Annotated in this window: 12 protein-coding genes; 1 reads left to right on the top strand and 11 read right to left on the bottom strand. The window is 64.4% G+C overall.

Features of this window, described 5'->3' with window-relative positions:
- The coding region (locus L979_RS10835) for a hypothetical protein (RefSeq protein ID WP_231559511.1) at window positions 1–824 on the top strand (824 nt) is incomplete at its 5' end.
- Between the two features lie 159 nt (window positions 825–983).
- Here the strand turns inward: L979_RS10835 and L979_RS10830 are convergent.
- From L979_RS10830 to L979_RS15120, 11 genes are all read right to left on the bottom strand, one after another.
- Window positions 984–2,294: a ThiF family adenylyltransferase gene (locus tag L979_RS10830; protein WP_052209811.1), complete on the bottom strand. Its 1,311-nt coding sequence runs from the start codon at window positions 2,292–2,294 to the stop codon at window positions 984–986.
- Entirely contained in the window at window positions 2,279–3,373 is a 1,095-nt protein-coding gene (locus L979_RS15125; RefSeq protein WP_231559510.1) for a molybdenum cofactor biosynthesis protein MoaE, read from the bottom strand. Before L979_RS15125 ends, L979_RS10830 begins: the two co-directional genes overlap by 16 nt.
- On the bottom strand, window positions 3,370–3,897 hold the full coding sequence (gene moaC, locus L979_RS10820) for a cyclic pyranopterin monophosphate synthase MoaC (protein WP_081994328.1): 528 nt from the start codon (window positions 3,895–3,897) through the stop codon (window positions 3,370–3,372). Before moaC ends, L979_RS15125 begins: the two co-directional genes overlap by 4 nt.
- Window positions 3,898–4,009: 112 nt before the next feature.
- Complete coding sequence (locus tag L979_RS10815; RefSeq protein WP_047692222.1) at window positions 4,010–5,248, bottom strand: nitrate/nitrite transporter; 1,239 nt, start codon at window positions 5,246–5,248, stop codon at window positions 4,010–4,012.
- 101 nt (window positions 5,249–5,349) lie between these two features.
- Window positions 5,350–6,168, bottom strand: coding sequence for a respiratory nitrate reductase subunit gamma (gene narI / locus L979_RS10810; RefSeq protein WP_047692221.1), 819 nt, complete (start codon window positions 6,166–6,168; stop codon window positions 5,350–5,352).
- Window positions 6,165–6,926 (bottom strand): nitrate reductase molybdenum cofactor assembly chaperone, encoded by a 762-nt coding sequence (narJ, locus tag L979_RS10805; protein ID WP_081994326.1) that lies wholly within the window; start codon window positions 6,924–6,926, stop codon window positions 6,165–6,167. The genes narI and narJ overlap by 4 nt, the downstream gene beginning before the upstream one ends.
- Window positions 6,923–8,617, bottom strand: coding sequence for a nitrate reductase subunit beta (narH, locus tag L979_RS10800; protein WP_047692220.1), 1,695 nt, complete (start codon window positions 8,615–8,617; stop codon window positions 6,923–6,925). Before narH ends, narJ begins: the two co-directional genes overlap by 4 nt.
- Window positions 8,617–12,354: a nitrate reductase subunit alpha gene (locus L979_RS10795; protein WP_047692219.1), complete on the bottom strand. Its 3,738-nt coding sequence runs from the start codon at window positions 12,352–12,354 to the stop codon at window positions 8,617–8,619. The genes narH and L979_RS10795 overlap by 1 nt, the downstream gene beginning before the upstream one ends.
- Before the next feature lie 186 nt (window positions 12,355–12,540).
- Window positions 12,541–13,035, bottom strand: coding sequence for a hypothetical protein (locus L979_RS10790; protein ID WP_052209809.1), 495 nt, complete (start codon window positions 13,033–13,035; stop codon window positions 12,541–12,543).
- Window positions 13,036–13,175: 140 nt separating this feature from the next.
- Window positions 13,176–13,967: a hypothetical protein gene (locus tag L979_RS10785; protein WP_047692218.1), complete on the bottom strand. Its 792-nt coding sequence runs from the start codon at window positions 13,965–13,967 to the stop codon at window positions 13,176–13,178.
- A partial coding sequence (locus L979_RS15120) for a PadR family transcriptional regulator (RefSeq protein ID WP_047692217.1) occupies window positions 13,964–14,197 on the bottom strand: 234 nt, incomplete at its 5' end. The genes L979_RS10785 and L979_RS15120, both read right to left, overlap by 4 nt.

Genomic DNA, 14,197 nt, shown 5'->3' with positions numbered 1-14,197 from the left:
CCATCTTCAGGGAGGCCTCGACGTCTACCCGGGCAACGACACGTGCAGACTCACAGAGCAGGCTCTACACCCTCATTTACGAAGAGCCGGAAAACGGTGAATGCCAGATGGTGAGGAGGGATCCGGGTGACTTAACGGGAGTTTTCAACGCATTCGAACAGATGTCACATCCCGCAATCAGACTTCCATCACAGCTTGTCAGCGGCTATATCTGGCACATGGGGTCATTTGCATCGATCATCACTCTAGCCATCAGTTCGGGCGCTTTGGTGGTCGCAGTCTTGGCGTTCTTGGAGTCGCGGAGACTGCGTCGCATCGAGGAGGCGCGGGAGGACCGAGCCTCCGTGGAACGGCGCCGCGAGCAGGCGGCACGGCTCGCCATATGGATGTCCGTGGAAACGCTGGACTCCACCTGGGAGCAAGCCAACGGCGTCATCCGTAATCACACCCAGATCATTCTTGAGGTCAAGAACACCTCGGACGCACCTGTGTACGACATCTGCATTTCAGCCACGGACGTGCAGTACTTGCAGGGAAAGCGACTGGACACACCCAAAGAACTTGAAGATCTGGTGGTCCACACGATGCCCCCGGGGCATCTGGTCTTTGGCCCGGGACAGGGCGTCCATGCATGGGACCTGGGCAAATCACCGGAAGCCCATGGGGCTCTGGTCCCAGTCACCAAATCCAAGTTGAAGCGAATCACCAAGTTCACGTTCACGGATGCTGACGGTGTCCAATGGTGCCGAGACGCGGATGGTTCGCTCAAAGAGCTGGCTTCTCGGCACGCACAAAAAGTCACCCAGTCCCCACTGGGTGATTGATCTCCCCCGAAACGCGCAAAACCCCACGGTGTAGGCGGTGATCTCGCAATCCGGTGGGGAATCGACGCTGGGGTGGGGAATCGACGTTGGGGTGGGAGGTGAACTGGGCGGTCGGCAGCAGGGCAGCCGGGATCGGGGCTCGACGGTGGGGCGGCGTTCTCAGGCGTCAGGCTGAGAACGATTCCAGGCGTTCATGCCGCCGGAGAGGTGGCGGGTGGTGCGAGTGATGCCGTGGTGGGCGTCGGAGGCTCGCAGCAGGTCCAGCGCCTCCGCGGAGCGAACACCGCCCTGGCAGTGGAGCACCACCGAGGGGGCGTCAGCCATCCGGGCGAAGGCCGCACCGGAGCGGAAATCCCCCAGCGGGATCAGCACAGCGCCGGGGATGGAGGACAACTGGTGCTCCCAGGATTCGCGGACGTCCACCAGCACAAAATCAGAACCACCGTCAGCGCGGGTCTCCAACATTTCTTGTAATTCCAAAATTTCCACGGTGTCCAGCACCTGGGAGGTGGCACTCACGGCAGCACCTCCGTCAGCCATGTGCACGCGCTCAGCCACACGGGGAGCCCCGGCCCGGTCGGGAACTGCTGAAACATCGGCGGCAACAACATCAGCTAGAACTGCGCATGCAGAATCAGCAGGGGAAGCCCCGTAGCCATCACGGTCAACCTGCCCGAACGGGTGCATCTGGGTCACGGGAGTCTGCGAGCGCACCAGCGGGATGGTGGCCCACGTACCGTCCAATCCGTCGTAGGTGCTGACCCGCCCCACCAGTGGAGATCCCACACCCATGATGACCTTCATGGCCTCCAGTGCCATGGCGGAGCCGATCACCCCGGGCAGCGCCCCCAGCACACCGGCCTCCGCGCAGCTCGGCACGGAACCGGGAGCCGGTGGCACCGGGTGCAGGTCCCGGTACGTGGGGCCGTGTGGCGCCCAGAACACGGCCAGCTGACCGTCAAAACGCAGGATGGATCCCCAGACGTGCGGCACACCCGCCAATGAACAAGCGTCCGAGAGCACGTAGCGGGTCTCAAAGGTGTCGGAGCCGTCCAGGACAAGGTCGTATCCGGAGACCAGCTCCACCGCGTTGGCTCCCGTCAACCGTTCCCGGTGTTCCACCACGGTCACATCCGGGTTCAGATCGGCCACACGGGCTGCTGCCGAACCAGCCTTGGACACACCCACGGTGGCTTCACCGTGCAGCACTTGGCGTTGAAGGTTGGAGATCTCCACGGCGTCGTCGTCCACGATTCCCAAGGTGCCCACGCCCGCGGCGGCCAGGTAGAGGATGGCCGGGGACCCCAGTCCACCGGCACCCAGGCACAGCACGCGCGCCGCACGCAGCCTGCGCTGCCCAACCTCCCCGATGGTGGGAACCGATAGGTTGCGGGCGTAGCGCTGAATCTCCGGCAGGCTCAGGGCGGGCCCCGGTTCAACCAAGGGTGGGAGGTTCACAGGTTCACCCATTCGTGGGTGCCGTCCTCCAAGTGCTGTTCCTTCCAAATGGGTACACGTTCCTTGATCCGGTCCACCAGGGCGTCACACACCTGGAATGCGATCTTGCGGTGAGAAGCGGCAACGGCCACTTCCATGGCGGAATCTCCCACGCCCAGACGCCCGATGCGGTGTTCAGCCACCACCCGCACTCCGGGGAACTCCTGCGAGACTTCCTCACACACGCGCTGCAACACGGTGGATGCCGTGGGGTGGGCGGTGTAGTCGAGCTCGGTCACGGATCGTCCGGCGTCGTGATTGCGGATCAGACCGCTGAAGCCCACCACGGCACCTGTGGTCTCCGATGCAGCAGTGGCCTGGACCGTAGCCGCATCCAAGGGCTCCTCCGTCACCCGCGCGGAGACCACCACGGAGTTCGCTCTGTCCACCGGATGATCCCCCTGAACCCCGCTGGGCTGGAAGCCGGCAACCGGGGTGGCCACCGATTCATCTGCGGCAGGGGAGCGGTGGCCCGCGTCCCGGTGCCCGTTGAGCTGCTGGAACACGTGGTCCAGAAGCGGCAACACCACACTCATGCCGTCCTGGACCCCACCGCCGGACCCGGGCAGGTTGACCACCAGCGTGCGCCCGGCAACCCCCACCTCACCGCGCGACAAACCTGCGGTGCGAAGATGCTCCAACCCGGCAGCCCAAATGGCGTGCATGACACCCGGCAATTGCCGGTCCAGGAACTCACGGGTCAGCTCAGGGGTGAGGTCATCCGGCATCAGACCGGTCCCACCGGAGGTGACCAACAGATCAGGGCGCTGGCCAACAGGCAGATCCCGCAGGAAGTGTTGCATCTGGGCCCGCAGAGGCTCCCCGTCGGCCACCACAATCGGGTCAACACACTCATGACCCGCCTCCCGGATCATGGACACCGCTGTGGGCCCGGACTTGTCCGGGTACCTCCCCGCTGCGGCCCGGGTGGAGGCCACCAGGACCACAGCCCGGTAGGTGCCTGAGACCTCCGCGTGCCGCCGGGACGAGTGGTCGGCATCCACCGCAGGTGTTCCCATGATCGTGTTCTGGTCGAATGGTTGGTCGCTCATGCGTCCTCCCGCTGCCAGCCCCCGGACTTTCCACCGGACTTGGCCAGCACTTTGGTTTCTGCGATCACCGCGAACTTGTCCACGGCCTTGATCATGTCGAACAGCGTCAGCGCAGCCACGCTCACGGCCGTCAGGGCCTCCATCTCCACACCGGTCACACCGCGGGTCTTGACGGTGGCTGAAATTTCTACGCCCACCGCCAGGCGCCGGAAGTCCACGGTCACCTTGCTGATGGGCAGCGGGTGGCACAGCGGCACCAGCTCTGGGGTCTTCTTGGCGGCCATGATCCCGGCCACCCGCGCCACGGTCAGTGCATCCCCCTTGGGCAGGTCAGCGGCAAAGATCATCTCCACCACGTCCTCCCGGGTCACGACGACGGCGACCGCCGTTGCCTCCCGCGTGGTTTCCTGCTTGGCGGAGACATCCACCATGTGGGCGGAACCATCCGCCCGGACGTGGGTCAGACCCTGCGATTCGTGCGGCTTTGGATCGGAACGATGGGGCGGGGTGCTGTGAGGGGACACGTCATCTCCGTACGGCGTCGGGGTGAATGCGGTGGGAACGGAAAAGTGGTGGGTGGGTACTCGAACCCGAGCACCCGCCCACCACCCTAAGTCGAGGGCATGACCCCCAAGATCACGCAGCAGCGGTGCGCTCGTCCACGCGGCCACCGTTGCGCAGGATGAAGCACGTGATCAGGCCCAGCACGCAGAACAAGGCCAACAGCATGAGCCCAACGAAGTAGGAGTTCTGCGCCTCGTTGTACGTGGCACCCATGACCAGCGGCGGGAAGTAACCGCCCAAGCCACCGGCGGCGGCGATGATGCCGGAGACGGTGCCCACGGTACGGGCCTCGGAGGCGCGGGCTACCCAGGCGAACACGCCACCGGTGCCCAGCCCCAGGAACAACGCCATCAGGATGAAGATCGGGCCGTAGACGTGTTCGGCATCCGGCTGGAAGGCCACCACCACGGCCAGTGCGGCTGCACCCACGTAGGAAGCGATGGAAACCAACTTGGGCCCCACCTTGTCGGCCAAGGTGCCACCAATGGGACGGGCCACCACGGCGGCTGCCGCGAAACCGGCGGTGCGGGTTCCGGCGCCGGTGGCGTCAAAGTCGTAGACGTTGCCCAGGTAGGTGGGTAGGTAGTTGGAGAAGGCCACGAACGCACCGAAAACAATCGCGTACATGAAGCACAGCAGCCAGGTTTCCTTCAGGCCAAAGGCCACCTTCAGCTTGGGCAGCATGGGCGTGGGTTCCACGCCGCGACGCGTGGGGGATTCACGCAGGAACAACCAGCAGATCACGGCCATCACAGCCACCAAGGCGGCAATCAGGATGTGCGCGCCCATGTAGCCCAGACCTGCCACCAGGCGCGGGGTGAAGAACGCGGACACGGCAGTGCCCACCATGCCGGCCCCGAACACACCGGTGGCAAAGCCCTTGCGGTGGGATTCATACCAGGCGGAGCAGAACGGGATGCCTATGGCAAACACCGTGCCGGCAATGCCCAGGAAGAAGGCCACGAACACCAACATGCCAAAGTTGTTCATCTGACCCACCATGGCGGTGAGCAACACCAGGGGTGCGGTGATGCCCAGAATCACCGTGAACATCAGGCGCCCGCCGTAGCGGTCCGTCATGGCGCCCACGGGCACGCGGGCAACAGCACCCACCAGGATGGGCATGGCCACCAGGATGGAGGTCTGGCCGGCGCCCAAGTCCATGTTGGCCGCATAGGTTTTGGCCAAGGGGCCAATGATGGTCCAGGCCCAGAAACCCATGGTGGAGGCCAGGGTGGCCAGCAAGAGGTTGCGGGTCTGGCCCGCTTTCATCTCCTGAGCCAGAGTGTTCTCCGGCGCGGCGGAAGACATTGCTGTGGTTCTCCTCAGTACATGAATCCGAGCAGGTCATGCCCAGAACGTGGTGCCCAAACGGTGGTTCAGGCGGTGAAGGGGGTGATGAGGCTGGGTGCTCAGCGTCTGCCGGAGCCGGTTTTCTCCCGGCGGGTGGAACCGGATCCACTGCGGCGGTAGCCGGAGTTGTGCCGGTCCTGGGTTCCCACCGGATCCCAACCGCGGCGGGTGGGAACGGAACCGGAGCGGGTCACCCGATCCCGCGAGCGGTACACGATGTAGGGCCGGAACAGGTAGTGCAGCGGTGCCGTGAAGGCGTGCACCAGGCGCGTGAACGGCCAGGCCATGAACAGCACGAAGGCAAAGAGCACGTGCACTTTGAAGGACAGCCCGGCCTCTGACATGGCGGCCACATCCGGTTGCAGGATCCAGATGGACCGGAACCACGGGGAAACGGTGTCCCGGTAACTGGTTTCACTGGTGTCCCACAGGGACAGGATGGTGGTGGCAAGCCCCGCCGTCAGGGTGACCACCAGCAGGATGTACATCAGTTTGTCATTGGCGGTGGTGGCCATGAACACAGGGCCGGTCTTGCGGCGTCGGTAGATCAACAGGGCCATGCCCACAAAGGTGCCAACGCCTGCAAAGATGCCGATGGTCAGAGCCAACATGTGGTACATGTGCTCGGTCACGCCCACGGCATCAGTCCAGGACTTGGGGATCACCAGGCCCACAATGTGCCCCACCAGCACCGCAAGGATGCCGAAGTGGAACAACGGGGAAGCGATCCTCAACAGCCGGGATTCATACAGCTGGGAGGAGCGGGTGGTCCACCCGAACTGGTCGTACTTGTAGCGCCAGATGGTGCCACCGATCACCACCAGCAGCACCACGTAGGGCAGTACACCCCACAGCAGGATGTCGACGACGGAACTCATGCGGATCCCCTAGCGCTCGTGAGGTTGGATGGGCTTGTCAAGCTGGCTGCCTCCAGTCCCGCGGACTGGTCACCGTCCACCACGGGCAGCAGACGCGGGTCAAAGGGTTGCAGCCCCACGGTTTCGGTGGGTGGGCCGTAACCGGCCATCCTCATCACGGCGTCACGGTCCTCCGGGGAGGGGCCGGGCAATGTGGAGCAGACCAGTTCCAGGGCACCCAGTTGTGGCAGGGAGTCGTCCTTCAGCGCCAAGCGCAGCAACTCCAGGGAGGGCCGGTAACGCTGCAGAAGCTGCGCACCGTCCTCCGGGTTCACCAGTGCTGCGAACTCCAGCACCACGGGCAGGTGGTCCGGCAGTTCGGAGTCATCCAGCTCCCGGCCGTTCTCCCGGTACATCTGTTTGAAGGCCAGCAGGGCCTCCCCACGACGCCGGGTGTCACCGTCCGTCCAGTAGGTCAGGTGCAGTGGGTGGCGCCGGGAGAGGTCGAACTCCTGGACGTAGTCACCCTGGACATCGGCCAGCGGCCGGTCCATCAACCACTTCATCAGGGGTTCGACGGCGGCCACGTCCGCACCAACTTCTGCAAGAGCTTCCCGGATGGCGGGCAGACGTTCGATCAGCTCACGGTCCGGATACCCCAGCAGCATGGCGGCGGCCTGCCGGATCACGGCGGAACGGGCAGGGTCGCGATCCTCCCAGGGCTCGGATTCCACCGTGCCCTTCTTGGCCAAACCGAAGAGTCGGGCAAGCCGGCTCATCGGCTGCCACCTGCATCACCGCGTGCTGCACCGTCACCCTGGCCGGCCGGGAACAGGCCATCCGGATTGCCCTGGCCGTCCCAGTTGAGCAGGTTGACGCGCCCGGACAACTCCGAGTTCCCTGTGGGGTCCTCGGAGGTCTGGCGGGCCCGCAGGGCGTTGAAGTTCTCGATCGCCACTGGTGTGGGACGCCCGGATGCCTCCCCCAGACCACCCATCTGGCCCATGCCCGGGCCGCCGTCCACATCCAGGGAGCAGCCCATTTCCTCCAGGCCGTGAGCTTCCTCCAGGTGGGCGGTGGGGATCACGTAGCGTTCGTCGTACTTGGCGATCGCCATCAGCCGGTACATCTTCTGGATCTGGCTGCCGGTCATGCCCACGGCTTCCGCAATGGACTCGTCCGGATCCTGTCCCAGGGTCAGATCCCGCATGTAGGAGCGCATGGCCGCGAGTTTGCGCAACACGTTGGTGACCACATCCGTGTCACCGGCGGTGAACAGCTCCGCGAGGTACTCCACGGGGATCCGCAGTGAATCAATGGCGCCGAACAGAACGTCCGCATCCTCGCCGTCGTGACCCTGACCGCGCAGCAGATCCACGATCGGTGACAGCGGCGGGACGTACCAGACCATGGGCATGGTGCGGTATTCGGGGTGCAGCGGCAGGGCCACCTTCAATTCCTTGGCCAAGGTGTAGACCGGGGACTTCTTGGCAGCCTCCAGCCAGTCCTCCGGGATGCCCTCGGCACGTGCTGCCCGCTGGACCTCGGGATCATTGGGGTCCAGGAGGATGTCCAACTGGGCCTCGTACAGATCCTTCTCATCCGGGGTGGCAGCAGCCTCGGTGACGCGGTCGGCGTCGTAGAGGAAGATGCCGATGTAACGCATGCGGCCCACGCAGGTTTCCGCGCACACCGTGGGGATGCCCACCTCCACACGCGGGTAGCAGAAGGTGCACTTCTCGGCCTTGCCTGACTTGTGGTTGTAGTAGATCTTCTTGTACGGGCAGCCCGTGATGCACTGACGCCAACCGCGGCAACGGTCCTGGTCCACCAGAACAATGCCGTCCTCGGAGCGCTTGTAGATGGCACCGGAGGGGCAGGAAGCCATGCAGGACGGGTTCAAGCAGTGCTCACAGATGCGCGGCAGGTAGAACATGAACGTCTTTTCGAATTCAAGACGAATCTGTTCTTCCGACTGCTCACGGATCTTCTGCAGGACCGGGTCCTGCTCGTCCGTGTTGGCGGTGCCGCCCAAGGAGTCATCCCAGTTGGCGGACCACTCCACCTTGGTGTCCTTGCCCGTGATCAGGGACTTGGGCCGGGCCACCGGGAAGTCGTCGGTCGCCGGGGAGGCCACCAGGTTCTCGTAGTCGTAGGTCCAGGGCTCGTAGTAGTCATCGAGCTCCGGCTGCACCGGGGAGGCGAAGATGCCGAACAGCTTCTGCAGGCGGTTGCCCGACTTCAGCTGCAGGTTGCCGCGGCGGTTGAGCGTCCAGCCACCGCGCCACTTCTCCTGGTCCTCGTAACGGCGCGGGTAACCCTGCCCGGGGCGGGTTTCCACGTTGTTGAACCACACGTACTCCGTACCGGCACGGTTGGTCCACGCTTGTTTGCATGTGACCGAACAGGTGTGGCACCCGATGCACTTGTCGAGTGTCATCACCATGGCGGTCTGGGCCATGACTCGCATCAGTACTGAACCTCCTGGGAGCGCTTACGGACCACGGAGATGATGTCGCGCTGGTTGCCCGTGGGACCGTGATAGTTGAACGCCCACGACTGTTGGGCGTAGCCGCCGATCATGTGGGTTGGTTTGAGCAGGATTCGGGTCACCGAGTTGTGAATGCCGCCGCGGCGACCTGTGGCCTCCGACTTGGGAACATCGATGGTGCGTTCCTGCGCATGGTGTACGTAGACCACACCGGCGGGCATGCGGTGGGAGACGATGGCTCGTCCCACGAACACACCGTTGGTGTTCACGCACTCCACCCAGTCGTTGTCCTTGGCCTCGATCAGCTCGGCGTCCTGCGGGGACATCCAGACGCTGGTGCCACCGCGGGAGAGGGAGAGCATGAACAGGTTGTCCTGGTACTCCGAGTGGATGGACCACTTGTTGTGCGGGGTCAGGTAACGCACGGAGATGGACAGATCCCCACGTTCCCCGAGCCTGGGCTCACCAAAGAGCGCACTCATGTTCAATGGCGGACGGTAGGTGGGCAACATCTCGCCCATGTCCTTCATCCAGTCGTGATCCAGGAAGAAGTGCATGCGCCCGGTCAGCGTGTGGAACGGCTTGAGACGTTCGATGTTGACCGTGAACGGTGCGTAGCGCCGCCCACCGGTTTCCGATCCGGACCACTCCGGTGAGGTGATCACCGGCACGGGGGCTGCCTGGGTGTCCTTGAAGGTGATGCGTTTCTCCTCCGAGCCCAAGGCGAGGTCGTGCAGCTGCTTGCCCACCCGCTTTTCCAGCGTCTTGAAGCCTTGTACGGCCAGCTCACCGTTGGTGGTGCCGGACAGCGTCAGGATGGCTTCTGCCATGCGGGAATCGGAGTCAATGGCCGGACGCCCTGCCGCCACACCGGAGTCGAACACACCGTGCTGACGGGCCAGCCGGTTGGTTTCGTGGGTGACGTCAAAGGTGATGTTCTTGGTGGTCAACCCCAGCTTGTCCGCCAGCGGACCGACCGACACGAACTTCTCACCGATCGCGGTGTAGTCGCGCTCCACCACCTTGAAAGCCGGCATGTTCCTGCCGGGGATCGCGGGCAGATCCGTGTTCTTCCAGTCCGGGGCGTGACCGCCGGGCTGTCCGATCTCACCGGGGGTGTCGTGGGTCAGGGCCGTGGCCACCACGTCCTTGACGGTGTCCAGGCGCCCCGCGGACAGGCGCGAAACCTCGTCCGAGAGCAACCGGAACATCTCCCAGTCGGTCTTGGCCTCCCACGGCGGGTTGATGGCCGGGGTGAAGGCGTGCACGTAGGGGTGCATGTCCGTGGAGGACAGATCGTGCTTCTCGTACCAGGTGGCAGCCGGGAACACGACGTCGGAGAGCAGCGTGGAAGAGGTCATGCGGAAGTCCGCGGAGACCAACAGGTCCAACTTTCCTTCCGGCGCCTGCTCATGCCACGCCACATCCTTGGGCTTTGCGTGCACGTGGTCCTCGCCCAGCACGTTGTGATGGGTTCCCAGCAGGTGCTTGAGGAAGTACTCCTCACCCTTGGCGGAGGAACCCAGCAGGTTGGAGCGCCACAGCACCAGGGTGCGCGGCCAGTTGCGGGCGTCGTCGGGGTCTTCGACGGCGAACCTCAGGTTGCCTGCCTTCAGTTGCGCTGCGATCCACGTGCCTTCGTCCTCGGCCTCCCCGGCTTCCACGGCGGCAGCAGCCTGCTGCGCCACCTCAATGGGGTTCTCGAAGAACTGCGGGTAGAACGGCATCCAGCCCAGTCGAGTCGCCTTGGAGACGACGTCGGCGGTGTGCATGCCGTCCAGGTGACCTTCGGCCAGCGGGGACTGCAACGACGCCGAGGAATGGCCGTCCTGGCGGAATTGGTCCGTGTGCATGTACCAGAACGCGGTGCCGATCATGAACCGCGGCGGACGGGACCAGTCACCGGCCGATGCCATGGTGGCCCAGCCCGTGATGGGACGAGCTTTCTCCTGGCCCACGTAGTGCGCCCAGCCGCCGCCGTTGCGGCCCTGGCAGCCGCACAGCATGAGCAGCGCCAGGATGGCCCGGTAGGTGGCGTCCCCGTGGTACCACTGGCAGATGCCGGCACCCAGGATGATCATGGACCGACCACCCGACTTCACCGCGTTGGTGGCGAACTCGCGGGCAATGCGAATCACGGCCTCCGCCGGAACGGAGGTCACGGCCTCCTGCCAGGCGGGGGTGTAGGCGGTGTTGACGTCGTCGTAACCCGTGGCCCAGTCGCCGGGCAGGCCGTCACGGCCCACGCCGTACTGGGCGAGCATCAGGTCCAGGACCGTGGTCACGGTCTTGCCCGCCACCTGCGTGACCGGCACACCGCGGTTGATCACGGAACCGGTGCCGTCGTCGTCAACGAAGGCGGGGAGGGCAACTAGGGAGGTGGCGCCGTCGTAGTCGGCGGTGTCAGAGATGGACAGCGACGGCTTGCGACCCTGCAGGTCCAGGTTCCATCGGCCCTCGTCCTCCTGGTTGTACCGGAAGCCCATGGAGCCCTGTGGGATGAACTCCTCACCGGTGTTGCGGTCCAACAGGATGGTCTTGAACTGGGCATCGGCCTGATCCTCAGCGCCCAGATCCGCGGCGGTCAGGAACTTGCCCGGGACCACGGTGCCACCTGCGCGGGTGTCCAGTGTGATCAGGAACGGCAGGTCCGTGAACTGCTGAACGTAGTCCTCAAAGAACTCGGTGCGCTGATCCACAAAGTGTTCCTTGAGGATCACGTGCCCCATGGACATGGCCAGGGCGGCATCCGAACCGGCCTGGGCGGGCAGCCATTCATCCGCGAACTTGGTGTTGTCCGCGTAGTCCGGAGAAACGGAGACCACCTTGGTGCCGCGGTAACGGACCTCAGCCACCCAGTGGGCGTCCGGGGTACGCGTGACGGGGATGTTGGAACCCCACATCATCAGGTAGGTGGCATCCCACCAGTCACCGGACTCGGGGACGTCGGTCTGGTCGCCGAAGACCTGCGGCGACGCCACGGGAAGGTCGGCGTACCAGTCATAGAAGCTGTTCATCACACCGCCGATGAGGTTGATGAACCGGGCTCCGGCGGCGTGGGACACCATGGACATGGCGGGGATCGGCGAGAAGCCGATGCAGCGGTCCGGCCCGTGCTTGGCGATCGTGTGCACGTGGGCGGCGGCCGTCATCTCCACGGCTTCCTGCCAGGAAGCACGCACCAGCCCACCCTTGCCGCGAGCCTGCTGGAAGGTGCGGCGCTTTTCGTCGTCGTTGACGATCGAGGCCCAGGCTTCCACGGGGTCGCCGCCGACGGCGCGCTTGGCCTCGCGGTACATGTCCAGGAGCACGCCGCGGACGTAGGGATAACGAACGCGGGTGGGTGAGTACGTGTACCAGGAAAAGGCCGCACCGCGGGGGCAGCCGCGGGGCTCGTACTCGGGGCGGTCGGGGCCCACGGACGGGTAGTCCGTCTCCTGCGCCTCCCAGGTGATGATGCCGTCCTTGACGTAGACCTTCCACGAGCAGGAACCCGTGCAGTTCACGCCGTGGGTGGAGCGGACCACCTTGTCGTGGCTCCACCGGCTGCGGTAGAAGGAATCCCCGGAACGGCCACCTTCACGGAAAACCGCGCGGCCATCCTCCGTTTCATCCCAGCGGGAAAAGAATTTCCCAACCTTGAGCAAGGCATTCGATGCAGGTCCATCAAGGCGGGCGGGCTCCCGCGTCTCCCCTGGCGGCGTGGAAGTACTCATGCTCCTCAAGTTAGCCAGTCAGCCGTTTGGGGTAGGTACGCGTTCAGGCGGTTGCCAGCAATTGCCGGACCAACTCAAATTACGACTTGACCTGCGTCAAGGAACTTAGTGAGCGGTTTGTGATTCGTTCAATTCGACAATTTCTCCATGCCCTATTTCGGCATTAGTTCATGCCGCTGCAACGTTTTATTTGCGGGTGGTGCGCCATCCGCCGTCGGACTCTGATGCACCACTCTGCGCCGTCCGGGAGTGGCCGTCAGGTGCGCTGAAATCGTCTGCTGACCGACCCTCTGCTGCTTCCTCGACGTCACCCTGATCCCGTTCCGCGCGCTGCTGCTTGGCGGACGGCGTTGAGATCACGGCCACCACCGCGCTGATCACCAGCAGCGCGAATGCTGCGTAGTACACCCAGATGGAGGGGTAGAACCAGAACAGGGTCATCCCCCACCCCACGGCCGTCAGCACAAGCACCAGCACGGCAAGAATCAGCACAGCGAGCTTGACCGTGGAGTACGCATGGGAGCGCCCCCGCATGCCGTAGAAGATGCTCACACCGGCCAGGAAGATGGGAAAGAACATCTCCCCCACCACCACAATCGGGTCCTGGTGGTAGACGTAACGCCCCAACGCCTGGACCACCGCAGCAGCGGCAAGCAACACGGGTGCGATGGCGTACTTCATGGGGTGGTCTCCTGAACACGAGCGTGGTGATTCAGCGGCCGAGTCTATGCCCAAGCCCCCAAAGCCCCCGAAACGCAACCCGGCACCCACCTGCGGACCAGGTGGGTGCCGGGCGCCCGGTGAACACCGGATCCACGACGTCAGGCGGTCAACCAGCTGACCACACTGAGGAGAACGTAGAAGACCGGTAGCACGGATGCCACGTAGATCGCCATCGTCCGCCCACCGGAGGTCTTTGCATCTCGAGCCCCACCTGCCTGATCGCCGCTGGACGGAGGGGAGGTGACCAGGTCTTGCGATGAGCTCAAGTTGCGGTAGGACACCCAGCCGAGCACCACGGTGACCACAAACAACCCAACGGTGACCAGAGCTGCCGGGGCGGTGATCAGTGCTGGCAGATCCAATTCACCAGCCAGTACCGCCCCCAGAGCCAACGCCATGAAGCTGGCAAAGTACGGGAGTCCGGTGAGCAATGGCCGCTGAAGAAGGAAACGCAGAGCCACAGGCAAGAGCACCAACACGGCCGCAGCCAGTGCCAGGCACAGCACCTGCACCGCGTTGTAGGCCACCGATTCACCAGCTGCCCACGCACCAGCAGCCCGGGTACCCACCAGCAGAGCCAGAACCTGACCCACGCTCAAGGCTGCAGTCGCCCAGAGACCACCTGCAGACTCCTTGGGAGACTCAGCCCCCACGGTCTTGGCGTAAGCGACCGGCTCGCCGAATGCCTCGTCAGGTGTTTCCCCACTTTCTGCGCAGTGGGCCTCCACCTCTGCCAGGCGCTCCCCGATCACATCACCGGGGACATCCATCAGACGCAGTTCCATCACAAAGTCATCGCACCAGCTCTTGTGGCCCTTGTAGAACGGCCGGTCCCACACCTGCGCAGAGACACCGGAGCGGGCGGGGTTGTGGTGTTCGGTGGTGTTCATGATGTGACCTCCTGCTGGGACTGGACGGATGACAGGTCCAGGTGGGTTGAAATGGTGGTGTTGAATGCTCGCCAGGCGAGTTTGGCTTCATGCAGTTCGGTCAGGCCGTCGGCGGTGAGCGCAAAGTACTTGCGCCCCGGTCCGCCGTCGCCGGCGCGCCATTCCACGGAGACCAGACCCTTTTTCTCCAGGCGAGCCAGCAGCGGGTAGAGCGTCCCGCCCTTGAGCTC

The organism is Kocuria sp. ZOR0020, from assembly GCF_000800955.1.
GTDB classification, from domain to species: Bacteria; Actinomycetota; Actinomycetes; order Actinomycetales; family Micrococcaceae; genus Kocuria; species Kocuria subflava.
Note: the sequence above shows the minus strand (reverse complement) of the source record. Positions and strands in the feature narration are given on the sequence as shown.